The 24893-nt window shown below is 61.1% G+C and carries 21 protein-coding genes; 10 read left to right on the forward strand and 11 right to left on the reverse strand.

Annotated elements, in window-relative coordinates:
* The first annotated feature begins 238 nt into the window (after nt 1-238).
* Together Q0X18_RS03455 and Q0X18_RS03460 are read left to right on the forward strand one after the other, a co-directional pair.
* A complete protein-coding gene (locus Q0X18_RS03455) occupies nt 239-3640 on the forward strand; it encodes a PAS domain S-box protein (protein ID WP_297558584.1) in 3402 nt (1133 codons plus the stop codon).
* Nucleotides 3641-3890: 250 nt separating this feature from the next.
* Nucleotides 3891-4991, forward strand: coding sequence for a type IV pilus twitching motility protein PilT (locus Q0X18_RS03460; RefSeq protein WP_297558594.1), 1101 nt, complete (start codon nt 3891-3893; stop codon nt 4989-4991).
* Between the two features lie 16 nt (nt 4992-5007).
* Here the strand turns inward: Q0X18_RS03460 and Q0X18_RS03465 are convergent, their stop codons facing one another.
* From Q0X18_RS03465 to Q0X18_RS03485, 5 genes are all read right to left on the reverse strand, one after another.
* The gene (locus Q0X18_RS03465) at nt 5008-6933 is read right to left on the reverse strand and encodes an AMP-binding protein (protein ID WP_297558602.1); all 1926 of its coding nucleotides are present in this window, start codon (nt 6931-6933) and stop codon (nt 5008-5010) included.
* 261 nt (nt 6934-7194) lie between these two features.
* On the reverse strand, nt 7195-8052 hold the full coding sequence (locus Q0X18_RS03470) for a serine/threonine-protein kinase (protein ID WP_297558611.1): 858 nt from the start codon (nt 8050-8052) through the stop codon (nt 7195-7197).
* Between the two features lie 33 nt (nt 8053-8085).
* Nucleotides 8086-8763, reverse strand: coding sequence for a metal-dependent hydrolase (locus tag Q0X18_RS03475; RefSeq protein ID WP_297558614.1), 678 nt, complete (start codon nt 8761-8763; stop codon nt 8086-8088).
* Between the two features lie 54 nt (nt 8764-8817).
* Nucleotides 8818-9249, reverse strand: coding sequence for a DUF3809 family protein (locus Q0X18_RS03480; protein WP_297558617.1), 432 nt, complete (start codon nt 9247-9249; stop codon nt 8818-8820).
* 119 nt (nt 9250-9368) lie between these two features.
* Nucleotides 9369-9572, reverse strand: a complete 204-nt coding sequence (locus Q0X18_RS03485; RefSeq protein WP_297558619.1) for a DUF3248 domain-containing protein — start codon at nt 9570-9572, stop codon at nt 9369-9371.
* A gap of 68 nt (nt 9573-9640) precedes the next feature.
* On the opposite strand from Q0X18_RS03485, the gene Q0X18_RS03490 reads away from it, so the two are divergent.
* The 4 genes from Q0X18_RS03490 (at nt 9641) to Q0X18_RS03505 (ending at nt 12571) form a co-directional block, all read left to right on the forward strand.
* The gene (locus Q0X18_RS03490; RefSeq protein WP_297558621.1) at nt 9641-10348 is read left to right on the forward strand and encodes an NTP transferase domain-containing protein; all 708 of its coding nucleotides are present in this window, start codon (nt 9641-9643) and stop codon (nt 10346-10348) included.
* A gap of 109 nt (nt 10349-10457) precedes the next feature.
* Nucleotides 10458-10997 (forward strand): hypothetical protein, encoded by a 540-nt coding sequence (locus Q0X18_RS03495; RefSeq protein WP_297558624.1) that lies wholly within the window; start codon nt 10458-10460, stop codon nt 10995-10997.
* A 130-nt stretch (nt 10998-11127) separates the two neighbouring features.
* Nucleotides 11128-12234 carry a type IV pilus twitching motility protein PilT gene (locus Q0X18_RS03500; RefSeq protein ID WP_297558627.1) on the forward strand — a complete coding sequence of 369 codons (1107 nt, stop codon included), beginning with the start codon at nt 11128-11130 and terminating at the stop codon, nt 12232-12234.
* A 115-nt stretch (nt 12235-12349) separates the two neighbouring features.
* Nucleotides 12350-12571 carry a hypothetical protein gene (locus tag Q0X18_RS03505; RefSeq protein WP_297558629.1) on the forward strand — a complete coding sequence of 74 codons (222 nt, stop codon included), beginning with the start codon at nt 12350-12352 and terminating at the stop codon, nt 12569-12571.
* Between the two features lie 8 nt (nt 12572-12579).
* Here Q0X18_RS03505 and Q0X18_RS03510 read toward each other — a convergent pair whose 3' ends face one another.
* From Q0X18_RS03510 to Q0X18_RS03530, 5 genes are all read right to left on the reverse strand, one after another.
* Nucleotides 12580-14607 carry a M3 family metallopeptidase gene (locus tag Q0X18_RS03510; RefSeq protein WP_297558632.1) on the reverse strand — a complete coding sequence of 676 codons (2028 nt, stop codon included), beginning with the start codon at nt 14605-14607 and terminating at the stop codon, nt 12580-12582.
* A gap of 45 nt (nt 14608-14652) precedes the next feature.
* Nucleotides 14653-15789, reverse strand: a complete 1137-nt coding sequence (locus Q0X18_RS03515) for a DegT/DnrJ/EryC1/StrS aminotransferase family protein (RefSeq protein ID WP_297558634.1) — start codon at nt 15787-15789, stop codon at nt 14653-14655.
* Nucleotides 15790-15839: 50 nt separating this feature from the next.
* Nucleotides 15840-16973 (reverse strand): LptF/LptG family permease, encoded by a 1134-nt coding sequence (locus Q0X18_RS03520; protein ID WP_297558636.1) that lies wholly within the window; start codon nt 16971-16973, stop codon nt 15840-15842.
* Nucleotides 16970-18601: a hypothetical protein gene (locus Q0X18_RS03525; protein WP_297558638.1), complete on the reverse strand. Its 1632-nt coding sequence runs from the start codon at nt 18599-18601 to the stop codon at nt 16970-16972. Before Q0X18_RS03525 ends, Q0X18_RS03520 begins: the two co-directional genes overlap by 4 nt.
* A 72-nt stretch (nt 18602-18673) precedes the next feature.
* Nucleotides 18674-19297, reverse strand: coding sequence for a hypothetical protein (locus tag Q0X18_RS03530; protein ID WP_297558640.1), 624 nt, complete (start codon nt 19295-19297; stop codon nt 18674-18676).
* Nucleotides 19298-19403: 106 nt separating this feature from the next.
* Here Q0X18_RS03530 and Q0X18_RS03535 point away from each other — a divergent pair, with 106 nt between their 5' ends.
* Nucleotides 19404-20480 carry an N-acetylmuramoyl-L-alanine amidase gene (locus tag Q0X18_RS03535; protein WP_297558643.1) on the forward strand — a complete coding sequence of 359 codons (1077 nt, stop codon included), beginning with the start codon at nt 19404-19406 and terminating at the stop codon, nt 20478-20480.
* Here Q0X18_RS03535 and Q0X18_RS03540 read toward each other — a convergent pair.
* The gene (locus Q0X18_RS03540) at nt 20463-21149 is read right to left on the reverse strand and encodes an HAD family phosphatase (RefSeq protein ID WP_297558646.1); all 687 of its coding nucleotides are present in this window, start codon (nt 21147-21149) and stop codon (nt 20463-20465) included. The two genes, Q0X18_RS03535 and Q0X18_RS03540, sit on opposite strands and share 18 nt — an antisense overlap.
* 156 nt (nt 21150-21305) lie before the next feature.
* Between Q0X18_RS03540 and Q0X18_RS03545 the strand changes: the two genes are divergently transcribed.
* From Q0X18_RS03545 to phnE, 3 genes are all read left to right on the forward strand, one after another.
* Nucleotides 21306-22181, forward strand: coding sequence for a phosphate/phosphite/phosphonate ABC transporter substrate-binding protein (locus Q0X18_RS03545; protein WP_297558649.1), 876 nt, complete (start codon nt 21306-21308; stop codon nt 22179-22181).
* 111 nt (nt 22182-22292) lie between these two features.
* On the forward strand, nt 22293-23051 hold the full coding sequence (gene phnC / locus Q0X18_RS03550; protein WP_297558652.1) for a phosphonate ABC transporter ATP-binding protein: 759 nt from the start codon (nt 22293-22295) through the stop codon (nt 23049-23051).
* Nucleotides 23048-24673, forward strand: a complete 1626-nt coding sequence (gene phnE, locus Q0X18_RS03555; protein WP_297558654.1) for a phosphonate ABC transporter, permease protein PhnE — start codon at nt 23048-23050, stop codon at nt 24671-24673. The genes phnC and phnE overlap by 4 nt, the downstream gene beginning before the upstream one ends.
* Nucleotides 24674-24893 lie beyond the last annotated feature (220 nt).

Raw genomic sequence — 24893 nt, forward strand, 5'->3', positions numbered from 1 at the left:
AGTGCCTGATTTGGGTAAGGTGGTTTGTAGATTCTAGCAAGTTGATGAATCTCCCTTCGTCGGCGCGCGCTAATGCCAGCCGCTCAAAATAGAGCGCTATCCCGACCAGAGCTGCTTTGTTGGTAGGGCCATCCGCGCCCTACCAACAATTGCTCGAGCGCGACTTCGGGTAGTTTTGTTCAAGGGTAGAAGGGTGCAGAATTGAACAGGCTTGAACAAGAGGAGGGAATACAATCGGATGGTGCTGCGCCTTCTTCTGGCAACCAAAAACCCCGCCGAAGACCCGGCCACTCGGCTAGGCCTCGAGGATTTGCTAGCAGAGTGGCACATTGCCAGAGAACCCCACGAGCTTAAGGACGTTTTGAGCAAGGGGGCCTTCGATGCGGTGATTCTCTGTGCCGGGCAAGGGTATGGGCTCGAGGAGCTGCAACTCATAAAAACCTATGCGCCGGACACGCCGGTAATCGTGTTGATGAATGCCGAGATCGAACCTTTACCGGATACAACGCCGCATACAGTCGAGTATGTAAGCACCTCGAGGCTCCCGGATGGCTTACGCTATGCGCTGAACAAGCTAATCGAACGTAAGCGCCGCTGGGAGCTTTTCGAGTCTGTTCCGGTAGGCCTGTACCGATCGACCCCCGACGGACGCATTCTCGAGGCCAATTCGACCCTCTGCGCTATGCTGGGCTATAGCCGAGAGGAGCTTTTAAGCCTGAATGCCCGGGCGCTGTACCTTGAGACCGCACAGCGCGAGAGCTTAATTCAACAGGCGATCCACTCCGATTTGTCGGTAGTGCAACGCTATACCCTACAGCGCAAGGACGGGGGGATCGTATGGGTAGAGGGGTACTTTCGTGCGGTGCGGGATAACCATGGGCAGGTGCTGTATCTTGAAGGCAGCGTAATTGACATTAGCGAGCAAGCCCGCATGGAGGAGCGTTTCCGGGCCTTGGTGGAAAACACCTCCGACCTCATCTACCTGATGGATGAGTCTGGAACTATGCTCTATGCCAGCCCCAACGTGGGACAGGTGCTTGGCTATAACCCGGTGGGCTATTTGCAAAAGCCGCTGAGCGTGCCTGATTTCGTGCACCCCCAGGATCGTCCCTACGCCGAGGCTGCGCTCGAGGATCTGGTGCGCCACCCCGGCGAGACCCGGGAGTACCGCCTGCGCATCCTGGATGCAGCCGGGGAGGTGCGCCACGCGCACATCTGGGGGCGTAACCTGCTGCACGACCCCGCCGTACGGGGCATTGTGCTCAACGTGCGCGACGTCACCGAGGAGGATCGGCTCAGGCGCTCGCTCGAGGAGGAAAGAAGCCGCTTCAAGGCCATGGTGGAAGCGCTTTCGGGGGTGGTGTTTCAGATGGAGCTTCGGTCAGGCCAGCCCGGCCAGCTGCTGTATGTCAGCCCCCAGGCCCGGAAAATTCTGGGCTACGCCCCCGAGGCCCTGTTACAAAACCCCTCCTTGTGGTGGGGTAACGTGCACCCCGAGGATCAGGCCCGTATGGTTGGGCAGGCAAGCCCCCCTGGCGCGGTTGAAGTGCTGCACTACCGCTACCGCCACGGCCAGAGCGGGCAATGGGTCTGGCTTCGGGAGCAGCGGATAACCGACCCGGGGGGCCAGACCCTTACTGGCTACACTTACGATGCTACTGCAGAAATTGAGGCTCAACGGGCCTTGGCTGAACAGGAAGCCCTCTTCCGCACCTTGTCGGAGACCGCTCCGGCCCTCATCGTGGTGTGGCAGGACAATCACTTGGTCTACGCTAACCCGGAGGCAGAACGAATTACGGGTTACTCACTGGCAGACATCAAAAGTCGTCCGATTTGGGAGTTTATACATCCCCTGGATCGCGAGATGGTTCAAGCACGGGGCCTGGCCCGGCTGGAGAGTCGGGATGTGGAGAGTCGTTACCGTTTCCGCATCCAGACCAAGGCAGGGCAGACGCGCTGGCTCGACTACTCGGCGGCGCGCGTCGACTTCAGGGGCCTCCCGGCAGTTTTGGGGGTAGGTTTCGACGTGACCGAGGCCCAGGAGCATCAACTCGACCTCGAGGCCGTGGTTCGTCTTTCTCAGGCTTTGCGCCGCTCCGACGACCTCAAAGAAATGCTCGAGGCCGCTCTGGATGAGACACTGGCCATCCTGGATACCTCGGTGGGCAGCATACTGCTCTACGACCCTGAAGGACACAGCCTGGAGGAAGCCGCCAGCCGAGGCTGGCTAGTTCCCATTCCCACCCCGACCATTGCTCAGGAGGAGAGCATTTCTGGCTGGGTTCTTCTGCACGGGAAACCCTACTTCAGTCGTGAGTTTGTGGCCGATCCTAAATTACGCCCTTCCATCCGCCACCTGGTGCCCCCAGGCTGGGGTGGGGTGGTACTGCCCCTACAGGCGGGCAGCGTTTGTATTGGGGCTCTCACGCTGGCTGTGGCCCACCCCCGCGAGATTACCGAGCGTGAATTGAAGCGCTTGGAGCTTATTGGCGAGGTCATTGGCAATGCTGCACGCCGGGCTTCACTGCGGCAGAAGCTCGAGATGCGGATAGGCCAGCTCGAGGCCTTGCGTGCCATTGATCAGACCATTAATGCCAGCCTGGATTTGCACCTGGCCCTGGAGATGCTGTGCGAACAGCTCATGCGACTGCCCCTGGACGCAAGCATGGTACTGCTGTACCGAAAGGAAAGCCACGTACTCGCACCGATTAAAGCCCGCGGCTTTCGCTCCCCTCTCTCGGAGATTTATCGTCACAGTGTCCCTTTAGGCCAAGGGCATGCTGGCCGCGCAGCCTTAGAGCGGCAGATGGTGACGGTAGACGACCTCGCCCGTGACCCTGGTTTTGCCCCTGAGTTAATCTTGCGCGAGGGTTTTGTAGCAATGCGGGCCCTGCCTCTATTAGCCAAGGGGGAACTTTTAGGTGTACTAATTGCCTTTACCCGCCGCTCCTGGAGCCTTAAAGCCGACGAAAAGGAATTTTTGGAGGCTCTGGCTACCCAAGGGGCCATTGCCATTGAAAACAGCCACCTCTTCGAGGATCTACAGCGAGCCAAGCTCGAGCTAGAAGTTGCCTACGATCTTACCCTTATGGGCTGGGCTCAGGCGGTGGAGCTGCGTGACCAGGAGACTGCTGGACACACTCAACGCGTTACCGAGCTCACGGTGAAACTCGCCCAGCAACTGGGGCTGCCGTACGAGGACATCGAGCACCTGCGGCGGGGGGCCATTCTGCACGATGTGGGTAAATTGGGCGTTCCAGATGCCGTGCTGCTCAAGCCGGGCCAGTTGAACGAAGAGGAGTGGGCCCTCATGCGCAAGCACCCTACCCTTGCTTACCAGTGGCTTTCAGGTATCCCCTTTTTGCGCAAGGCCCTGGCCATCCCCTACGCCCACCATGAACGCTGGGATGGCTCGGGCTATCCGCGAGGCCTCCAGGGCGAGGCTATTCCACTCGAGGCCCGCATCTTTGCGGTAGTTGACGTCTACGATGCCCTCACTTCCGACCGTCCCTACCGCCAAGCCTGGCCGAAAGAAAAAGCGCTGGCGTACATACGCGAGCAAAGCGGGAAGCAGTTTGACCCTCGAGTAGTAGAGGCTTTTATTGCACTTATCGACCAAGACTCCAGCGCGAGCGAGTGACAGCAGCTAGAATTTCGCGATGGACAGACTCTTTCTCGCCACCTTTCGGGCAGCAAAAAATTTGTTTATTTGAAGCCGGCCCGACCAGGCAAGTGCCTTATACTCATGAGCGTGAGTTTCAGTTGGCTACCAACAGCGCGGCTCGGTCAATCGGATACCAAGCACTCATCGCAATAGTGACCGCGTGGTGGTTGTTGGTGGGCACCGACACAACGCACCATCTACAGAGTTGACATAAGGGAGCCTTTAAATGAGTGCCACGCAATCCCCCACTCCCATTGCTGAAATGCTGCGCAGCATGGTACAGGCTCGAGCCTCGGACATCCATTTGCAGGCCGGGGCGCCGCCTACGGTGCGCATTGACGGCAAACTTAAGCCATTTGGGAGCAAAGTGCTCTCGCCGGAAGATGTGGAAGCCATCGTGCGCAGTCTGCTAAACCCCATGCAGCTCGAGGAGCTCGAGTACAAAAAAGAGATGGACTTTGCCTATACCGTGCCGGGTCTGGCGCGTTTTCGCTGCAACCTGTTGCATCAACGCGGCAGCTTTGGACTGGTAATGCGGGTAGTGGCCGAGACCATCCCCAGTTTTGAGGCCCTGGGCCTACCGCGCCCGGTAATGGAAGATCTGGCCTCCAAAGAGCGTGGTTTGGTACTTGTCACCGGCCCTACCGGTTCGGGCAAATCCACCACTTTAGCGGCCCTGATCGACCACATTAACCTGCACTACCCCAAAAACATCGTTACTATCGAAGACCCTATCGAGTTTTTGCACAAACACAAGAAAAGCCTGGTAGTTCAGCGCGAAGTGGGGGTGGATACCGACTCGTTTAGCTCGGGCCTCAAGTACGCCATGCGGCAGGATCCGGACGTAATTTTGATCGGCGAGATGCGCGACCGCGAAACGGTGGAAGCGGCCATTATGGCCGCCCAGACCGGCCATCTGGTGTTTTCTACCCTGCATACCCTGGATGCCGCGCGCACCATCAACCGCATCATCGATTTCTTCCCCCTGCACGAGCACCAGCAAATTCGCATTTTGCTGGCCGAGTCGCTTTTGGGCATCATTTCGCAGCGCCTTCTGCCCCGCGCCGACGGCCACGGGCGGGCACTAGCCTTAGAAATACTGCTTGCTACGCCCTTTGTGCGCGACCTCATCAAGGACGAAAACAAGACCCCCCAGATCAAGGATGCCATGCTGCAGGACAACCTGCGCGGCATGCAAACTTTCGACCAGCACTTGGTTGAACTCTATAACCAGGGCCACATCAGCCTCGAGGACGCCGAAGGCTCGGCTACCAGTCCCCACGAACTCAGGCTGATGTTGACCAAAGCCACCGGGCGAGGGTTCTGATACTCATCGATTTTTGTTACCGGGCTACTTGCTGAATGGCCTCTACAGCCTGGGGGTTCTCCAGGGCCGATAGATCGCCGGGGTTCTGGCCCAGAAAGGCTGCCCGGATGACCCGGCGCATGACCTTGGCGTTGCGGGTTTTGGGTAGGTCGGGCACAAACAGGATACGATCTGGCTTAAGGGCCTTGCCCAAACGGTGGGCGATGGTCTCGCCGATGGCCTGCTCGAGATCGGGACTGGGGGTATGTCCATCCCGTAAAACCACAAACACCACGGCAGCTTCACCCTTGACAGGGTGGGGAATTCCGATGGCCGCTGCTTCTTTTACGGCTGGGTGCTCAACTGCGGCGCTCTCGTACTCGGCAGGCCCTACCCGTTTTCCAGCGATTTTGAGGGTGTCGTCGCTGCGACCCTGGATCATCCAGTGCCCATCCCGATCCAAAATGGCCCAGTCGCCATGTACCCAGACATTCTCGAAGCGTCGCCAGTAGGCCTCGAGATAACGCTCGGGTGCTTTCCAAAAGCCCTTGGTCTGGCCCGGCCAGGGAGCCAGTACGGCCAGCTCGCCCACTTCGTCCCGCACGGGTTTGCCCGTGCTGTCGAGCACCTCGGCATGTATACCGGGTACGGCGGTGTTGAAGCCCATGGGCTTAATGGGCCGCCAAGCGGTACAGCCCAGAATGCCGCCGCCGATCTCGGTGCCGCCCGAGTAGTTGATGATGGGAATGCGGCTCTGGCCCACAGTTTTGAAGAACCAGAGATAGGGCTCGAGGTTCCAGGGCTCGCCAGTGGAGCCCAGCATACGAAGGCCGGACAGGTCGTGCTGGCGAACCCACCCATCGCCCAGGGGCATCAAGGCCCGCACCAGGGTGGGGGAGAGGCCCAGATGGGTTACCTTGTGCCGCTCGCAGATGGCCCACAAACGCCCGGCATCGGGATAATCGGGGGCTCCTTCGTATAGCAGCGCCGTACCACCAATGGTTAGAGCGCCTAGAATGGCCCACGGCCCCATCATCCAGCCCATATCGGTAAACCAGAACAAGGTTTCGTGCGTGCGAAGGTCGAACAGATGGGCCATGTCCTGGGCCGCTTTGAGGGGAAAGCCAGCATGGTAGTGCACGGTGCCCTTGGGCTTGCCGGTGGTGCCGGAGGTGTAGATCAGCATGAAGGTATCCATGCTGCTCATGGGCTCATACCAGGTGGTTTTAGGCTGGGTCGGGACGATCTGATCCCACGCCACTTCGTTTGGAGCCAGGGCCGCCTCCCCAAAGCGGCGCACCACCAAAAGCTTTTCCACGCTGGGCGAGAGGGTAGCTGCTGCGCGGGCGTTGTCCAGCAGGCGTACCCGGCCCCCCCTGCGATAAAAACCATCGGCGGTGATGAGCAACTTGGCTTCGGCATCCTGCAGCCGGGTAGCGGCCGCCTCGGCAGCGTAGCCGGAAAAGATGGGTACAAAAATTGCTCCAATTTGTGCAACTGCCAAAGCGCTAATGGCGGTTTCGGGCAGCATGGGCATGAAGATGCCTACCCGATCTCCCTTGCCAACGCCCAGGGACTTGAGGGCATGGGCAGCTTGCGCTACGGTGGCCTCGAGTTCACCATAACTCAGCCGAACCACTGCCCCGTCTTCGCCTTCCCAAATAAGAGCCAGGTCTTGAGGCCGGGTTTTCGCATGGCGGAGAGCGTTGTATGCCAGGTTAAGCTGACCCCCCACAAACCACTGGGGCCACTGGGGGCCTTGCGAGACGTCCAGCACCCGCTCATAAGGGCTAAACCACTCCACACCCAGAAGCTCTAACGTGGCTTCCCAAAAAGCTTCGGGCTTCTGAATGCTAAAGCTGTAAAGTGCCTCGTAGCTGTCTAGGTTCAGGTGCTTGAGCAGAGCTTCAATATGACTGCCGTGTTTGTACGCCTCGGACGGAAACCAGATGGGTTCGCTCATAACGGGCCTCACTTTGCTTGCCTATAGTTTATTGGTAGAAGTTGCTTGATGGCCCATTTTGAATCTAGAGTTTTTTCTATCACGGTTCCCTATATTTTTCTGCTAGGCCTAGCAGAAAAAGCCCAGCACAGCCTTTTGACTTTTTGGGGATTGCCAGGTTCTTTCCGATAACCCTTTCAAGAGGCCAAGAGGCCCACCAGAGCGAGAATTGCAGCAGATAGGCTCAGAACGATCCCTTGAGCGGACTATACGCGTATTCCTCTATCGCTTTCGAAATAACCCAAACAGGCCTTTGCCTTTGGAAGGCTTCTCTTCTCGGGTATTTTTGGGAGGTTCGGTTGGGGTGCTGTTTTGCACAGCCTGGAGGAAGGCCTTGGGGGTGGCCCGAATAGCGGGATCCTTGGCTAGAAGGTTACGCACGATTCGATCGAGGTGTGGAGGAAGGTTGGTGGGCGGTGGTAGCTTGTGCAGGTGGGCGTGGGTGATTTCTTCCAGGGTTTCGCCAACAAAGGGCCGCTTGCCTACCAGCAGCTCAAAAGCCATGACCCCAAACGAATAGGCGTCTGAGGCGGGGGTGGCGGGTTCTCCCAAGAACAGCTCGGGAGCCATGTAGAAGGGACTTCCGGCCCGCTCCAAGGGTTTGGGGTTTTCGCGGGTTTTGGCGACGCCAAAGTCGCCAAGTTTAAACAGAGTGCCGTCGATAAAAATGTTCGATGGCTTAACGTCTTGGTGGATGATACCCCGGTCGTGAAGGTAGATGAGGGCCTGGGCAATCTGGCTCAGGCAGTCGAGGGCCACCTCCCGGCTAAGGGGGCCTTTTTTGAGCCTGTCCTCGAGGGTTCCCTCTTCAAAGTACTCCAGCGCCAAAAAAGCCCCCTCCCCCTCGGGGCGCCCCGAGAGCCCCCGCACCAGGTTGGCGTGGTTGAGGGTAAGCGACAGGGCCACCTCCTGCGCAAAGCGCTCGGTGAGGGCCCGGTCGGTACGCACCTCCCGGCGCGGTACCTTAAGGGCCACCTTGGTACCGTCGGGGGCATGGGCCAGGTACACCTGGGACGACCGCCCCAAGCCCAGGAGCATCTCGAGCTTGTAGTGTTGTCGGGTAAGCCGGCGATAGTCCATGGGGGGTCTGGGGTTATTGCAACAAAAGGCCTGTTACGAGAGCGTTATGTGCTCACCTGGTTGCAGGGCTTTGCCCCCTACCCCCAGCAGGCCAGCCCGTTGAACAAAGGCCGCGCCATCCTGGGCAATGGGAGGGAAGGTGTTGTAATGCACGGGTAAAACCTGCTTGGCGCGGATAAGCTCGAGGGCTTTTAGCGCGTCATCCGGCCCCATGGTGAAGTGGTCGCCAATGGGCAGAACAGCCAGATCGGGGCTGTACTGGGCTACCAGGGTCATATCGCTGAATAGGGCGGTGTCCCCTGCGATGTACAGGCGCTTACCGCCTAGCTCGAGCACAAACCCCTGGGCCAGTCCACCGTAGGTTCCGTCGGGAAAAGAAGAAGAGTGCCAGGCCGGTAACCACTTGAGCCAGCCACCTTTGAACTTGTAGGTGCCGCCCAGGTTCATACCCACCCCTTTGGCGCCCTGCTTCTCGGCATAACTGACAATTTCGTAATTGGAGACGATGGGAGCCCCGGTGCGCTGACTAATAGCGACGCTATCGCCGTAATGGTCGCCGTGGGCATGGGTGAGCACAATCAGATCGGCCTCTACCTGATGGGCGGCGAGGGCCGCTTTAGGATTGCCGGTGAGGAAAGGGTCTACCACTATACGGGTGGTTCCGTCGCTGATGTATAGCGCTGAGTGTCCTAGATAGCGTACCTCGACCATGATCTCACCTCCACCTGCTACTAGTATATGTCCGAAGCCGATGGGCGGTGCGGATTAGGTCTGGGTCAGCCGCTGTAATACCCGCTCCACATTGCGTTCAAAGGCGGCCTCAGCCAGCCGGCCTAGGGCCCGCCCGCCCCATTTTTCGCCCTGGGGTAAGGTGGCGTGGATGTGGAGGGTGAGCTGATAGGCGATGCCCCCCTCTACCACCTCACCATGGCCCTCGAGCTCGGCCCAGAAGGCCGGGGGCTCGGGGAGGGGCAGGGCCTCGAGGCGCGCCGCCAGGCCCTGTGGATGAATACGGCTGTGGAAAGGAAACTGGATTTCGCCAAACAGCGGGGCCTCGGCCACCAGATAACCCTCGAGGGTGGTATCCCGGCGGGTGAGTTCGCCAAACGGGGGTTTGCCAGCGAACACCCGCTCGGGCTGGAGCAGGTGTTCGGGCGGCTCAGGCAGCCAGAGGTTGAAAGACTTTTCTAGTATCATCCAAGTGTCCTAACACTGTTTCTTACTCTGGGGCTCCCGCAGGCAGAGTAAATAGGTCTTTGAACAGGAAAACGCGACTTGCTGTGTTGAGTCGGGGGGCACAGCTTCTTGCCGGGTGCTTAGTTGACCCACTCGACCCGAAGCTGCCCGGATTGTGCCAGCTGCTCGATTTCCTCATCGGTTACATTGCGCAGGCGTGCCAGGTGACCGAACTCGGGGGCTGCGGAAGCCAGCCCAACCCGCACTATCAGCACATCCTCGCCCTCGGCCTTGCCAATGCGCCAGACCAGATGATTCCCCAGCCGCTCGAGCAGGTCGTCCATACACTCTAGGGTATCTGAGTACCTAGCCTGGGTAAAGAGAGATAGGCAACTAAGGGTAAACTAGGCCGGTGGAAGCGATTGTGTTGGCCGGGGGTAGCGCCAACGACCCCCTCGCACAAAAATTTGGTGTTGCCAGTAAAACCTTGGTGCCCTACCGGGGCCGTCCGTTGGTGGAATACACCCTCGAGGCCCTGCTACAGGCCGGGCTGGAAGTCATTTTGGTAGGGCCGTCCACCCCCTTGAACCCCGCGCCCCAACGGGCGCTGCCCGACCACGGCAGCCTGCTAGCCAACCTCGAGGCGGGCATCCATGCTGCCAAGGGCCACAAGGTGCTGGTTGCAACGGGGGACATGCCGTTTTTGCGCGCAGAGGCCGTGCGCTGGGTGCTGGAAAATGCGCCCCAGGCGGGCTTCGTTTATACCATCATTGCCAAATCCACCATCGAGCAGCGTTTTCCTGGGATGCGTCGCACCTATGCTCGAATCCGCGAGGGCGCTTTTACCGGGGGCAACCTGGTCATTATCGATAGAGACCTATTTTTCACGGCCCTGCCTTTGCTCCGGCGGGCCCTGGAGCTGCGTAAAAAACCACTGGCGCTGGCCCAGATGATCGGCTTTGGAACCTTGATTAAGGTAATTCTGGGTCGGGCCGATATAGCCGGGCTCGAGGCCAGGGTTTCACAAATCATTGGTGTTCCGGCCAGGGCACTGATCACCCCCTATGCCGAGGTGGGGGTAGATATAGATAAAGAAGAAGATCTGGCATGGTTGAGGTAGTCCATTGAACCCGTACAGCCAAGCATGGGCAGAAGCTTTTTCCCATTTGCCAAGCTACAGATCGATTGGTCTGGAGCCTCCCCGTATAGGGGTGTAGACTAGAAGCCGGATGCGAACTGTTCGTGATTTACGCCTGGCGGGTCTAATTGCTTATCTTGCAGCCCTAATTGCAGGGTTGATGGTTTCGGGGCTTATACACTGGGCCTTGGGTGGGCGGGGCCAGTTTGGCTGGGAGGGCTTCAACTTTTTTGGCGTCCTCGAGGGCCTGGCTTTCTTGCTGGTTTTTACGGTTAGCCTTCTTATTGCCAAAAGGGCGGTCAAGGTGACCACCACCACCCTGCTTTCCGCAGGTATCTTTGCCCCTACTTCGGCCCGCAAACTGGCCAGGCCGGTGCCGGTTATCAGCGCGCTACAGTCCTTCGAGGGTAGTATAGCGGTATTGCTCGAGGCGGGGCATCCGGTGGGCGTCATCGGCATTGCCGACTCCCTGGTACCCTGGGACGAAGCCCCGGTGGTTCCAGGTGATACCGCCGCAAGCGAACTGGGCTCGCTCTTTCGCCAACACCCGATTGTGTTTGTGGCCGATGGCGATACTGTGCACGGCATGATTACCCGGGAACGCTACTTCAAATACCTGGGCGCAAAATAGACGAGGCTAAAAGCAACGGGAGACTAATGGGCTTCGGGCGGGGTTTTATCACCCAGACGATACTGTATCGGCAAATGAACATATCTTGCCCTAGCCTTGGCGTATCCTGGGTAGGTAACTGGAGACGCGCATGAGCAAAGCACCCGATATTGTAGATCTGCTCAACCTGGCGGTAGAACGCAGTGCTTCGGATTTGGTGATCACAGTGGGCCTTCCCCCCATGGTAAAAATTGACGGGGAGTTTCACCCTACCGAGTTTGAACCCCTAACCCCCCAGGAAACCCGGCGCCTGACCTATGCTCTGATGGACGAGAAGCAGCAGCGGGTTTTTGAGGAGGAAAAGGAGCTCGACTTCTCCTTCAGCCTGCCGGGTAAAGGCCGCTTCCGCGTCAATATCTTCTTGCAGCGCGGTAGTGTGGGTGGGGTGCTGCGGGTGGTGCCCTCCAACGTCAAGAGCTTTGAGGAGCTGGGTCTGCCCAAGACCGTGGCCGATATTGCCATGAGCCCGCGTGGGCTGGTGCTGGTAACCGGGCCTACCGGCTCGGGCAAATCCACCACCCTGGCCTCGATGATCGACTATATCAACGAGCGCAAACGCTGCCACATCGTGACCATCGAAGATCCCATCGAGTTTTTCCACCGGCATAAGAGCTCCATTATCAACCAGCGTGAAATCGGTTCCGATACCCACGGCTTCGACAAGGCCCTGCGCTCGGTGCTGCGACAGGCACCTGACGTGATTCTAGTAGGAGAGATGCGCGACTATGAGACCATTTCGGCCGCTATCACCGCCGCCGAGACCGGGCACCTGGTTATGGGCACACTGCACACCAACAGCGCCCCCGAGACCATCGACCGCATTATTGACGTCTTCCCGGAGTCTCAACAGGAGCAGGTACGGGTGCAGCTCTCCAACAACCTGGTCGCGGTGCTCACCCAACAACTGCTGCCCAAAGCTTTTGGCGGTGGGCGGGTGCTGGCCTACGAGCTCATGGTTGCCACCCCAGCGGTGCGGGCCCTCATCCGCGAAGGAAAGAGCCATCAGCTGGTGAGTGTGATTCAAACTGGCGGCCAGTACGGCATGATCACCATGGATGCCCACCTGGCCGACCTATTCAAGCGCAAGCTGATTACCTACGAGATGGGGCAGTCGCGCTCGGTAGACCCGAAGGAGTTTGCTCGCCTGGCCGGTGCGGGTAGCCCCTCGCCTCAGACAGCTGGCATGCGTCGGCCTTAAGGCTCAAAACCATTGACTGGCCAGTCACTTGAAGGCTACTCGCTCGCCATTGGAGAAACCCATGCCTTTCTCCGAAGAAACCATATGCGCGTTTTTCTCCCGGTGGGATAACTATGTGGAACTGTCCTTGGAAGACATCATCGAGCGCATTGGGCCTTTCAGCCAGTACGACGACTGGGACTGGGGGCGCGAGGTATACGACTGGAAACGGCCCAACCTGCGCATCCGGGTGGTGATGCGCGGTGGTTATGTAAAAGCGGTGGAAGAACTCGACCCGCAGGATAACAGCCGCTATGGCACCACCCTGCGGGTTTTATGGGGGGATGTTTCGCCTTAGGCAGCGGCTCAGTCCAGAAGCCCTGAGCGCGCTAGCAAGGCCCTGGGGTCAGGGTCGCGCCCCAGGAAGCGCCGGAAGAGCTCGGCGGGGTCGACAGAGTTGCCTTTGCTCAAGATGTGGGTGATGAAGTCTTCACCGGTCTGGCGGTTGAAGATGCCCTCGGCCTTGAAGCGCGAGAAAGCGTCGGCGTCGAGCACCTCCGACCATTTGTAGGAGTAGTAGCCTGCGGCATAGCCCACCGGATGCCCGAACAGGTGGGCGAACCCGGCCACAAAGGCATAGTCCTGGGGTAGTGGGGCTGGCATGAAAGGCTGCATGACCTGCCGGGCGTAGGCGACCACATCGCCGTCGCTGGGGGTGTAGTGAACATGCAGGGCCAGATCTACCGTTCCGAAGGCCAGTTGGCGCATGCCCAGGTTGGCGGCCCAGTAGTTTTTGGCCCGCAGCATTTTTTCAAAAAGCTCGTTGGGGATGGGTTCGCCGGTCTGATAGTGGCGTGCGAACAGGTTCAGGGCTTCGCGCTCCCAGCACCAGTTTTCCATGATCTGGCTGGGCAGCTCGACAAAGTCGCGGGCTACCTGGGTGCCCACCAGGCTGCGAACCTCCACGCTCGAGAGCGCCAGGTGCAACAGGTGCCCAAACTCGTGGAAGATGGTCTCGACCTCGCGGTGGGTGAGCAAAGCGGGCCGGTCGCTTACCGGGGGGGTGAGGTTGCCGCACATCAGGCCCAGGTGGGGCTCGGTGGTGTTGCCATTGCGCACGCCGCGGATGAGGGTGTTCATCCAGGCCCCGCCGCGCTTGTTCTCGCGGGGGTGCCAGTCGGTGAAGAAACGGCAGATGCGCCGGCCTTCCCGGTAGATCTCGTAGGTTTTGACCTCGGGGTGCCAGGTGTCCACGCCGGTTACTTCCCGTACCTCGAGGCCGAAGACCCGCCGCACGATCTCGAACAGCCCCTCGAGCACCTGCGGCAGGGCAAAGTAGGGCCGCAGCTCTTCCTCGTCGAAGTCGTAGAGGGCCTTGCGCTGCTTCTCGGCGTAGTAGGCGATGTCCCAGGGCTCCAGCGGGGGGGCCTGGGGGCCTTCCAGCTCGCGGCGGAAGGCCTCGAGGGCGGCCAGCTCTTTCTTGAAATGGGGCTCGTAGGCGGCTTTGAGGTCTTGTTCGAAGCGCAGGGCGGTCTCGGCCTTGCCGGCCATGCGGTTTTCCAGCACGTAGTCGGCAAAGTTGACATAGCCCAGCAGTTCGGCCTTTTCGCGGCGCAGGGCCAGAATTTCATCGATCAAGAGCCGGTTGTCGCGCCCTGGCTCGGTGGCGCGGTTGTGGTAGGCCAGGTAGACCTGCTTGCGGATCTCGGCGTCGTCCAGGTAGGTTTGCAGGGCCAGGTAGCTGGGTTGCTGCAGGGTGAAGCGGTAGCCCTCGCGGCCCTTGGTGCGGGCGCTCTGCCGGGCGGCCTCGAGGGCGCTGGGGGGCAGGCCCGCCACCTGGCTTTCGTCCAGGTACAGCTCCCAGTCGGCGGTGGAGTCGGTGAGGTTCTGCTCGAACTGGGTGGTGATCTCCGAAAGCCGGGTGTTGAGGGCCTCGAGGCGGGCTTTCTTCTCGGGGGGCAGGTCGGCCCCCTGGCGGCGGAACTCGTCCAGGCGCAGCTTGAGGAAGCGGGCCCAGTCGGGGCTGAGCTGGCTGGCCTCGGGGGTGGCGGCGAAGTCTTTGAGGGCCTGGTACAGCTCGGCGGAAATCTGGAGCTTGGTGTAGAAGGCGGTGATGGGGGGAATGATGGCCTTGTAGGCCGCGCGCAGCTCGGGCGTAGAAACCACGCTCTCGAGGTGGGCCACCAGCGCAAAAGCGTAGCCCAGCCCCTCACCCAGCCGATCCAGGGGGAGCAGGGTGTTCTCGAAGGTGCGGGGGCCTTCCACCCGCAGGATGGCCTCTAACTCGGCCTCGGCCTGGGCCAGGAGGGTCTGAATGGCCGGCTCGATGTGCTCGGGGCGGATCTGGCTAAAAGGGATATCGTAGCGCACTTCCAGCAAAGGGTTCTCCGACATAGCACCCCAGTATAAATGGGGCTAGGAGCGGAGAATGTGCCCTGCCTAGGCGTAACTTTGCACGGCCCGGATGACCGCCTCGAGCTGGGCCTCTTCCAGAAAGGGGTGCATGGGCAGGCAGAGCACCTCGCGGGCGGCGGCTTCGGCGGCTGGAAGGGAGCCTTTTGGGGCCAGGTCGCGGTAGGCCGGCTGGAGGTGGGCTGGCAGTGGGTAGTGCACGCTGCTGCCGATGCCCTGCTGCTTCAGGTGGGCGGCCAGCCGGTCGCGTTCGGGGTGGCGCACCGTGTACTGGTGGTAGACGTGCAGCGCATAGGGCATCTCACAGGGGGTCTGGAGGTGGTTTTTGAGGTGCTCGTTGTAGATCTGGGCGATCTGGCGGCGGCGGGCGTTCCAGGTTTCCAGGTAGGGGAGCTTGACCCGCAGAACGGCAGTCTGGAGCGCATCGAGCCTCGAGGTGTAGCCCGCCGGGCGCACATGGTGGTAGCGCTCCTTGGAGCCATGTACGGCCAGGAGGCGGGCCTCCTCGGCGATGTGCGGGTGATGGGTGGCGATAAAGCCTCCGTCGCCATATGCACCTAGGTTTTTGGTGGGGTAAAGGCTAAAAGCCCCCGCATCGCCCAATGTGCCGGCCTGAGGATGCGGGCAGTCGCAGGCGTGCCCGCGCGGATGCTTGCAGCCAGGGGCACAGTAGCGCGCCCCGATGGCCTGGGCTGCGTCCTCCAGCACCTGCAAACCGTGTTTTCGCGCGAACTCCAGTATTTCGCCCATGGGGGCCACCTGGCCGTATAGATGAACCGGCAGGATGGCCCTGGTGCGCGGGGTAAGGGCGGCCTCGAGCAGGGCCGGATTAAGGTTGAAGTTGTGCGGGTCAATGTCCACCAACACGGGCCGGGCCCCCACGTGCTGGATGGCCTCGAGGGTGGCGATAAAGGTGAAAGGCGTGGTGATGACCTCATCCCCCGGCCCCAAGCCCATGGCCCGCAGGGCGATGACGAGGGCATCGGTTCCGGAGCCGCAAGTGATCACATAGGGCACTTTCAGATAATCGGAAAGTTCGGCTTCCAGGGCTGCAACCTCGGGGCCGCCCACAAACCCGCCGGAAGCCAGCACGCGCCCTACGGCGGCGTCAATCTCGGCTTTCAATTCGAGGTACTCGCGCTTTAGGTCAAGAACGGGAATCATGCAAAACACCTGTTGTAGAGCTTAGTACATGGCCGGTTCTCTTTGCCAGGCTAGCGATAGACGCCCTTGCCCATCCAGAGGCCCACCACCAAGCCCAGCAGGTTCGCCCCCCAGGCCCCCACCTCGGGGGGAATCGGGCTCGAGAGTGCCATCACCTTGCCGGTGCTAAAGGCCACGTAGTAGGCAATGGTGAGCACCAGGGCCAGGCCCAGCGCCGTACCGGGGCTGGTGGCCCGGCGCACCGCTACCGGCAGGGCCAGCACCAGCACCATCAGGTTGGCCAGGGCCAGGGCGATGGTGGCGTGCCACTGGGCCTTGGCCTCGCGCAACTCACGGGGTGGGGTGCGAGGGTCTTGCAGCTTGCGCCACCACTCCGAGAGGGCTACGGGCACTTCAAACCCACCCCCGGCGTACTGGGCTTCCAGGTCTTCGCGGCTGCGGGAGAGCCGCACGGTGAGTTCGGCTCCTGGCTGGCCGATATTTTGCGCCCTGAAGACGCCCTGCAAGCCCTCCTGAGCGGCCTCGAGGGTGGCGAACTCGGGCAGGGGAAGCTGGGCAAAATCCAGGGTAAAGACCCGGTAATCCCTGAGCACGATGCGCTGGCCCTGCAGGCGGGCGGTCTGGGCCAGGATTACGGTCATGGTCTGATCCTGCCAGCGCTCGAGGCGCACCCGCTGGAATTCGTCTTTGGCCGGGTCGAAGCCATCGTAGCGCAGGATGTACTCACCCACCGTAAGCTCGCGCCCCACCAGGTTGAACTGGGGGGTGCGCTCGGGGATCAGCTCGTTCCAGTACACCACCGCCGTAGCCCGGTTGGCCCAGGGCACCACCCATTCCGAGAGGGCCAGCGAGAAGCCGCTCAGGAGCAGGCCCCCCAGCAAAAAGGGCCGGGCCGTGCGGAGCACTGAGATGCCCCCAGCCTGCATCACCAGTAGCTCGTTTTCCCGCGCCAGCCGGCCAAAAGCCAGCATCACCGCCAGAAGCCCGGCGATGGGCATGGCCTGCACGGTGGCATAGGGCACCTGCAAGGCCAGCCACTTCAGAATGCTGCCGAGCTCGGCAGTGCCCATCCACTGCGCCCTGGGCAGGATGTTGCTGATGAGCCCAAAGCTCACATAGAGCACCAGCCCGAACAAAAAGACCGGCAGGGCTTCGCGGAGAATGTAACGATCCAGATGGGTCATCGGATTTCAAGTCCAAACACCAGTTTGCCACTGGGTATCTCGCCTGGGTCCTGGGCGATACGGATTTCCTGGTAGCCCAGCCGCCAGATAAAACAACAGTCGGCGTAGCGCAGCTCCAACCCCCAGCGGCTCACGCCCTGGCGCAGGAAATCATACCCGAGAAAGGGCGTCAGGTTGAGGTCGTAGGTACAGCTCAGGGGAACCGGGGTAAAGCCCAGCACCAGCTCGCGGCGTTCCCAGTCGTCGCGCCCGTTGCTCAGGGTTTTGCCCACACAGTTCCAGCAGGTGTTGAGCCTGGCCCAGAACTCGCCGTAGCTCTGGGGGTAGCCAAGGCGCAGGCTGGCCTGGGTTTGACTCAAAAGAAAATCGTGCGTGGCCTCGAGCCCGATGTTCTGATACCTCAGATTCCCGGAGAGCTTCTGGGTGGCTTCCCGGCGCTCGAGCCAGAAGCGCCCAGGGGTAGACTCGATGGCCCAGTTATAGCCCAGACGCAAGGCAAACTCACCCTCGTAGCGGCCTTCGGCGTACCCTCCGTAGGCCACGTACTGCTGGGGCTGGTTATAGAAACCCAGCACCCCAAAGGGCTCGAGGCGGAAGCGAAAGGGGCCTTCCTGCACCTCGAAGCGGTAGCGCAGCTCGGCCCCGGCGGCCAGGCCCTGCACCTGGGAAGCCGGGGTGCCATCGGGCCAGTCCTGGGCAATCCAGCCGTAGGGGATAAGGGTGAAGCGATCCAGCGTAAAAGACTGCCTGAAGCCGAAGGCATAGCGCCCTTTCTCGCTGTCGTGGGTAAAAAATACGGGGCCGCCCTCCACCTCGCCCCGGCTGGCCGGGCCGCTGGGCTTGAGGTCGAACTCGAGCCTGGCCCGGTTGCCTTCGCCCCGTCCTGAAAACCCCAGCCTGAGAATTGGGTCGGGGCTGCCCAGGCGCAGGCCCAGCAGGGTTATGCGGGTGCTGAACTTGTCACTAACCCCTGCCGCGGGCAAAGGAAACTCGCTGAGGCCCAGGTTGAGCCCCTGATCGAAGTCCAGTCGTAGGGGAAACAGCAGGGTGTCGGCTTCACCGGTTTGCAGGCCCAGGCTTTCGCCCAGGGGTCGGTTTACATTCAGGCGCAGGGCCTCGAACTGGGCCAGACCTAACCGATAGGCCTCGAGCCGGCTTTCTTCCAGGAGCACCTCACCGCTCTTTGTGTCGAAATTTAGACGTTCCGACAACAGCCGCAGGTCGTCGCCGCACCGACAGGTGGTGATGCGAACCCCGAGGGCCTGCAAGACCTGTCTTTTGACGAGGCCTTCCTGGGCCCAAAAACGGTAGCGGGGGGTTTCCACCTCAATCTGCGAGGCCGTCAGCTCGCCGCTCTGCTGGTCGTAGCGCAGTTCAGGTGCCCGCAGGGATAGTCCCTCGGTTTGCAGGCAGGCGCCATCGCTAAAGATCGCCAGATCGCCGTCGAACTCGAGGTTCCCCCCACCGGCCAGCCCCTCGGGGGTCTCGAGGGTGTAGGGCTGCTCGGTGCACGGGACGGGGCTGGCCCAGGCCAGGCCGCTCCAGCCCAGGGCCAGGGCGCAAAGCAGGGGGAGCAGCCCGGTCTTACGGCACAGGGGGGTGGATGGGCTCGATGCTTTCAAGCCCATACAAAAAGCCAGTCCGGGGCTCAGTATTCGCGAATCTTGCAGTTTGTTTTTCGTATACTCCACGCACACGCCCTACAGTTTATCGGCGTAGGGGCGCAGGCGGTTGAAAATATCGGCTGGAACGCGGGTGTTGGCCCGCACTTTGCCGCCGCCAACGGTCAGCAGCAAGGTGCTGTCGGGCCGGTTGCCCCTGAGGGTGGTGGCCCCGTCGCGGAAGGTGAAAGCCCCCAGCACCAAAGCCAGGTCTTTGGTGGCGTCCACGATGAGCGTGCTGGCCTCGAGCACCGGCTCGCTCGAGCGCACCTCGCCCTTGAGCACCAGCACGTCGTCGCCGAGCAAGAGCCCCTGCTGGGCGCTGAGGGCCTTGAACTCCTTGGAGCTGAAGCGCACCCCGCTCATCCGCAGGGTGTCGGGCTTTTGCAGGTACTCCAGGCTGCTCGCGCTAAAATCGCCCTCCTTGGCCTTGAGGGTGGCCCCCTGGGCCCGGATGAACTCGCCGTCCTTGTACTGGATGTAACGGGCTTCCAGCACCAGCCCGCTTTTGTTGTCGGTGATGGTGCCGCCGGTGGGCAGGGTGTAGACGCCGGTGCCCACGTCCAGCTCCGAGTTGCCCCGGGGCCGCACCTCGAAACCGGCAAACCTCGAGGCCAGCGCAATCAAAGAAAGAAAAGTGAGCAGAATCCACCAACGTTTCATGTTCTCAATCGTAGAGCCTGGGGCATGAACCGAATGAGCAAACCATCAACCGTGCTGGGTCAACGATCTAATAAAAACCCAGCGGCTTCGGCTATACTCCAAAAAGATGCGGCTTTTGGCCTTCGTCATCGTATGGCTGGCCCCGGTGCTGGCGTTTCCACGCCTGGGTTTGCACGAAGGCTACACCCGGCTGGTCTTCGACCTCGAGGCCCGAACCCAGTACCAGCTTGCCCAATCCCCCGACACCCTTACCCTGCGCTTCAGTGGTATTGGTGCCGGGGCCGCCGACGTGGATGTAAGCTCGCCCCAGGTAGCCTCGTACCAGGTGGTGGTGGTCGGCAACGGCGCCACGGTGTTCGTGCGCCTGAAGCCAAACGTCGAGGTTAAGACCGTGGTTCTGGACGATGGGAACCGGCGGCGCCTGGTGGTGGATGTGCTCACCGCGGCCCCGAAGCCCAGCCCTCCGGCCCAGGCCCGGCCCCTCCCCCCCAAGCCCCGCCCCCAGCCCAAGGTGGTGGTGCTGGATCCCGGCCACGGCGGCCTCGACCCCGGCGCGGTAGGGTTTGTGGTGGAAAAAGAGGTGACGCTCGACCTGGCCCTGCGCCTGCGCCAACTGCTGCAAAAAGAGGGCATCGAGGTCATCCTGACCCGCAGCGGCGATACCCACCTTTCCCCCGACAAAGCCACCGACCTGGGCCTGCGGGCCGAGATGGCCAACTCCAGGCGCAACCTGTTTGTCTCCATCCACGTCAACAGCGCGCCCAACCCGGCTCAGGGCATCGAGACCTACTACTTCGGCAGCACCCTAGACCAGAGCCTGCTGGCCCAGGTGATCCGCGAGAACGGTGGGGGCGAGTTGGGAAAGCGACTGACCCGCGAGGCCCAGAGTGTGGGGGAGCGCCTGGTGCGCGACCTGATCGCCCAGTCCAACCTCAAGTTCTCGCGGCAACTGGCCCACTATGTGCAGGGGGCGCTGTTGCAGGCCACCGGCGCAGCCGACCGAGGGGTGCGCCAGGCGCCCTTTTACGTGATTCGCAACGCTCGCATCCCGGCCATCCTGGTCGAGGTGGGCTTCGCCAACCACCCCGTCGAGGGCCGCCGCCTCCAGACCAGCGAGTACCGCCAGACCCTGGCCCTGGCCATGGCTCGAGGCATCCTGCGCTTTCTAAACAACGGGGAGTAGCCCTGCACCACCCTTTTGCCGGGCAATGCGCAGTAGGTCCCACAGCGCCAGGTCGTCCAGGCGGGTGAGCACCAGGTCGGCCTGGCCCAGGTCGAGGTGCTGGGTGAGAGCGTTGGGGACGGCCACCGTAAAGGCCCCCGCCAACTTGGCGGCCCGCACCCCGTTCAGGGAGTCCTCGAGCACGATGGTCTCCTGGGGCAAAACCCCCAGTCCCTCGGCAGCCCGTAAAAATAGTGCGGGGTCGGGTTTGGTCATGGCCACATCTTCCTTGGTGCGGATGACCTGGAAATACCCCAGCAAGCCCAGCCGTTCCAGATGCTCCTCCACCCAGACCCGCCTCGAGCTGCTGGCTACGGCCAGCTTGAGGCCCATGGCCTGGGCGGCCTCGAGGTAGTCCAGCACCCCCGGTAAGGGCTGGAGCGACTGGTTGAGGCTTTGCTTGCGCTCGTCCACCCAGCGCTCGATGCTTTCCTTGTCCAGCGGCATACCCACAAGCTGCTCCAGGTTGCCGACTGGGTCGAAGGGGATGGAGTTGTTGCCGATGAAAGGAAGCCAGTACTCTAGCGTTAGCTCGGCCCCATGGGCCTGGTACACCTCCTGCCAGGCCTGAAACTCGCTCTTTTCGGTGTCCAGGATGGTGCCGTCGAAATCGAAGATGAGGGCATGCATGCAGGGTGCATTCTACTTGCTGATGGGCCTGGGGCAAGGGGCTCGAGAACAGTATTCAGCAGACAGGTGCAGCAAACATAAAGTAACGCAATCCAGTTCGCTCAAAATTTTGACCTGATTCAATTCTGACATCGGCTGGTGTAGGCTATTGGGCGTATGAAACGCAGCCTGTTTCTTTTGTTGGCTTTACTGGCTTTTGGTCTTTCGGTGGGTCTGGCTCAGAACCCGGTCAAGGTACGCATTGGGTTCAACCCCACCCAAAACTCTGATCAGCTTCGCCCGGCGGCTCAGGCCATTGCCGATTACCTCGAGCGCCGCTTCCAGGGGGCTATCGAGGTGGAAATCTTCATCCCCACCGAGTACCGTGGCCTGATTGAGGCCATGCGCGGTGGCAACCTCGACTTTGCTTTCTTCCCACCCGACGGCTATGTGATTGCCAACCAGGATGTGGGCGCCCAGGTGCTCCTCAAGAGCGTGCGCGGCAACAGCCCTTACTACTGGTCGGCCATCGTGGTGCGCAAGGACTCGGGCATCAAGAGCGTGCGCGACCTCGAGGGCAAGACCATCGCCTGGGTAGACAAAAACTCCGCCGCCGGCTACGTGTTCCCGCGGGCCGCGCTGGTGGCCGAGAAGCTCGACCCCGACAAGCTTTTCGCCAAGCAAACCTTTGCCGGTCGGCACGATGCAGCGGTGCTGGCGGTGCTGAATAGGTCGGTGGATGCGGCGGCTACCTTTGCCAACGACAACCGCAACAAGAGCGGGGCCTGGACGCAGTTCCTCAAACCCGAGGAAGCCGCCCAGCTCACCGCTATTTTCTACTCCAGGCCCATCCCTGGCGATACCTTCTCGGTCTCCAAGCAGTTCTATGCCAAATACCCCACCCTTTCGCGCGGCATTGCGGCGGCCTTGCAGGGTATCAAAACCCCAGAAAACAAGTTGCTGTTCAACCTCTACCGCATCGACTACATGATCCCAGCTCAGGACTCCGACTACGATGTGGTGCGCCAGGCCCGCAAAGTGGCCGGGCAGTAGGCCAGAACACCGTTTGTTCGCTCATGCCCCCGGTTTTGGCTGGGGGCTTATGATTTGATGGTATGGCTCTGTGGGAAAAGGTGCAGCCCGCACGGCCAATTTGGAGAACGCATGATTGAAGTTCGAAACCTTAACCAAACCTTTCAAACCGCCAAGGGGCCCTTGCAGGTTCTGATGGATGTTAACCTCGAGATTGCTCCTGGGGATTTCGTGGCGGTGATCGGGCGCTCGGGGGCTGGTAAGAGCACCTTTTTGCGCACCCTCAATGGTCTGCTGATTCCCACCTCAGGCTCGGTGATCGTCAACGGTACCGATATCACCAAGCTGCCCAAGCGCGAGTTGCAGAAGTACCGTCGCACGGTGGGCTTTATCTTTCAGCAGTTTAACCTGGTCAGCCGTCTGAGCGCCCTGGACAACGTGTTACATGGCCGGCTGGGCTACCTGCCCACCTGGCGCGGCTTGCTGGGGTTGTACGGCGAGGCCGACTACCAGATTGCCCGCCAGCAGCTCGAGCGCGTCGACCTGGCCGCAAAAGAGAATGCTCGAGTGGACTCGCTCTCGGGCGGGCAGCAGCAACGGGTGGCCATCGCCCGGGCCATGGCCCAGCAACCCACCCTGATGCTGGCCGACGAGCCCGCGGCCAACCTCGACCCGGTGCTCTCGGAGGAGGTGATGCGCACCCTCAAGCGCTTCAACGAGCAGGACGGGGTCACGGTGGTGATCAACATCCACGCCCTCGACCTGGCCCTGAAGTACGCCAAGCGCATCATCGCCTTCAAGCGGGGGCGGCTGGTCTTCGATGGGCCGCCCGCCCAGCTATCTGAAGCCATGGTAGACGATCTGTACGAACGCAAGGAGATGCTGGCATGACCGGAATGCTGCTTTATACCCTGCTCGGACTCTCGCTGGCGGTGCTGATGGGCGTGGCCCGGGGTTCCATGCGGCGCTGGGTGATAGGGGCCGGGCTGGCCTCGCTGGTGGTGTTTGTGGCCTTCCCCTTTAGCCGGGCCAGGGGCTTTTTGAGCCGCGATACCATAGACCCCACCTTACTGGCCCTGGCGCCGGTTTTTCCCCTGCTTTTGCTTATTCCCTTGGGTGTGCTTGCAGCGCTGGTGCTGGCCCGCCGGGGGGCTGCCGGATGGGGCGGGGCCCTCGGGGGCGTTGCGGTGCTGGTGGCTGCCGGGAGCTGGTACGTGCAGCCAGCCCAGTTGGTTCGCTTACAGCCGGTGAATGGCCTGATGGAGCTGCTAATTGCCGGGGTAGTGGCAGGCTCTATAGCCCTGCTCTCCTTTAGCCGACCCCAGCAGCGCATCCCCATTCTTGTTGTGGCGGCTTTGGCGGGGGGGCTGGCCTTCTTCTGGTTTCATACGCCGCAAGGGGGCGGGGCTTACCTGCCCAAGAGTCTGGGTTATTACAAACTCTTCTTCCCCACACCCCCAGAAAGCCAGCAGGCCATGATTGATTCCTACAACCAGGCCTTACCCGAACTAAACGCCATACGCAAGGAGCTGGGTCAGGACGAACTGAAGCCCATTCAAGGCTTATCCGACCTGCAAGGAGCCATCCCCCAACAGGCCTCGAGCGAGGGCTACCGGCTGGTGCAACCGGCCACCACCCAGTACGGCGCATTTGGGGTTTTCTTCCTGGCCGGGCTGATGCTGGGGGCTGGGCTGGTGCTGCTGCGAAACCCAGCCTTGCAAGAACCCGACGATTTCCGTGCAGGAATCCTGATTGCTTTGGTGGCGACCCTCTTGATGCCTGCCTTCGATGCCACCGAGTTCGACCTCAACAAGCTGGTGGTGGGTTGGCCCTTTTTGCAGCAGTTTGCCGATAAAGCCTGGCCGCCCCTGCTGGCCGATGTCGCTGCGGAGCGTTACCCGCTGCAGGAGGTGCTGAGCCAGATTGCCGTAACGGTGCAGATGGCCCTGGTGGGCACCTTCCTGGCTGCGATCTTTGCTATGCCCATCTCGTTTCTGGCGGCCCGCAACGTGACCTCGGGCACACCTTTGATGCGCTCGGTGTTCTATCTGACCCGCCTGTTCCTTAACGTCTTGCGCGGGGTGCCCACCCTGATTATCGCCCTCATTTTGGTGGCGGCGGTGGGGCTGGGGCCTTTTGCCGGGGTGATGGCTATTGCCATTCACTCCCTGACCGAGCTGGGCAAGCTCTACTCGGAGGCCATTGAAAACGCCGACAAAGGGCCGGTAGAGGCCCTTGAATCCACCGGTGCCTCCGGCGTGAACGTGGTGCGCTGGGCCATTTTGCCCCAGGTGTTGCCGCTTTTTGTGTCGTACACGGTGTATAACTTCGAAATCAACTTCCGCTCCTCGCTGGTGCTGGGCCTGGTAGGGGCGGGCGGTATCGGCTACTTCATCAACGAGAAGATGGCCTCGGGGCAGTACGACCAGATGATTGTGGGTGTTATTGCAATCGTGATTGTGGTGAATATCATCGATTTTGCTTCCTCGTGGCTGCGCAGCCGGCTGGTGTGAGTCGAACCCGAAGCGCCCGCTTGGCGCAACTCCAAAGTGGGTTATGGAAGCTTTGTTGTTGGGGTGGGCTTATCCGCGAATTGCGTTGCCTTCCTGAAGGCGGCCATAAATGCGGGCGGGCGGTTCAAACACCGCCCGCTTGTAAGTTCCTCAAAACCTTCCCATAGAGCACTGAACCCCTCTAGTTGCTCCCAGCGCCTTGCCTGGGAAGTTTTGTGGC

The sequence above is a fragment of the Meiothermus sp. genome, from assembly GCF_026004075.1.
In the GTDB taxonomy this organism is placed as follows: Bacteria; Deinococcota; Deinococci; order Deinococcales; family Thermaceae; genus Meiothermus.

Bases quoted from the DNA above. Each gene is read 5' to 3' on its own strand.
- Q0X18_RS03510 (WP_297558632.1), bottom strand. From the start codon at position 14,607: ATGTCGGAGAACCCTTTGCTGGAAGTGCGCTACGATATCCCTTTTAGC.
- Q0X18_RS03540 (WP_297558646.1), bottom strand. From the start codon at position 21,149: ATGCATGCCCTCATCTTCGATTTCGACGGCACCATCCTGGACACCGAA.
- Q0X18_RS03470 (WP_297558611.1), bottom strand. From the start codon at position 8,052: ATGGACTATCGCCGGCTTACCCGACAACACTACAAGCTCGAGATGCTC.
- Q0X18_RS03465 (WP_297558602.1), bottom strand. From the start codon at position 6,933: ATGAGCGAACCCATCTGGTTTCCGTCCGAGGCGTACAAACACGGCAGT.
- Q0X18_RS03480 (WP_297558617.1), bottom strand. From the start codon at position 9,249: ATGATACTAGAAAAGTCTTTCAACCTCTGGCTGCCTGAGCCGCCCGAA.
- Q0X18_RS03455 (WP_297558584.1), top strand. From the start codon at position 239: ATGGTGCTGCGCCTTCTTCTGGCAACCAAAAACCCCGCCGAAGACCCG.
- Q0X18_RS03530 (WP_297558640.1), bottom strand. From the start codon at position 19,297: ATGAAACGTTGGTGGATTCTGCTCACTTTTCTTTCTTTGATTGCGCTG.
- Q0X18_RS03525 (WP_297558638.1), bottom strand. From the start codon at position 18,601: ATGGGCTTGAAAGCATCGAGCCCATCCACCCCCCTGTGCCGTAAGACC.
- Q0X18_RS03495 (WP_297558624.1), top strand. From the start codon at position 10,458: ATGCGAACTGTTCGTGATTTACGCCTGGCGGGTCTAATTGCTTATCTT.
- Q0X18_RS03545 (WP_297558649.1), top strand. From the start codon at position 21,306: ATGAAACGCAGCCTGTTTCTTTTGTTGGCTTTACTGGCTTTTGGTCTT.
- Q0X18_RS03520 (WP_297558636.1), bottom strand. From the start codon at position 16,973: ATGACCCATCTGGATCGTTACATTCTCCGCGAAGCCCTGCCGGTCTTT.
- phnE (WP_297558654.1), top strand. From the start codon at position 23,048: ATGACCGGAATGCTGCTTTATACCCTGCTCGGACTCTCGCTGGCGGTG.
- Q0X18_RS03535 (WP_297558643.1), top strand. From the start codon at position 19,404: ATGCGGCTTTTGGCCTTCGTCATCGTATGGCTGGCCCCGGTGCTGGCG.
- Q0X18_RS03500 (WP_297558627.1), top strand. From the start codon at position 11,128: ATGAGCAAAGCACCCGATATTGTAGATCTGCTCAACCTGGCGGTAGAA.
- phnC (WP_297558652.1), top strand. From the start codon at position 22,293: ATGATTGAAGTTCGAAACCTTAACCAAACCTTTCAAACCGCCAAGGGG.
- Q0X18_RS03475 (WP_297558614.1), bottom strand. From the start codon at position 8,763: ATGGTCGAGGTACGCTATCTAGGACACTCAGCGCTATACATCAGCGAC.
- Q0X18_RS03515 (WP_297558634.1), bottom strand. From the start codon at position 15,789: ATGATTCCCGTTCTTGACCTAAAGCGCGAGTACCTCGAATTGAAAGCC.
- Q0X18_RS03460 (WP_297558594.1), top strand. From the start codon at position 3,891: ATGAGTGCCACGCAATCCCCCACTCCCATTGCTGAAATGCTGCGCAGC.
- Q0X18_RS03485 (WP_297558619.1), bottom strand. From the start codon at position 9,572: ATGGACGACCTGCTCGAGCGGCTGGGGAATCATCTGGTCTGGCGCATT.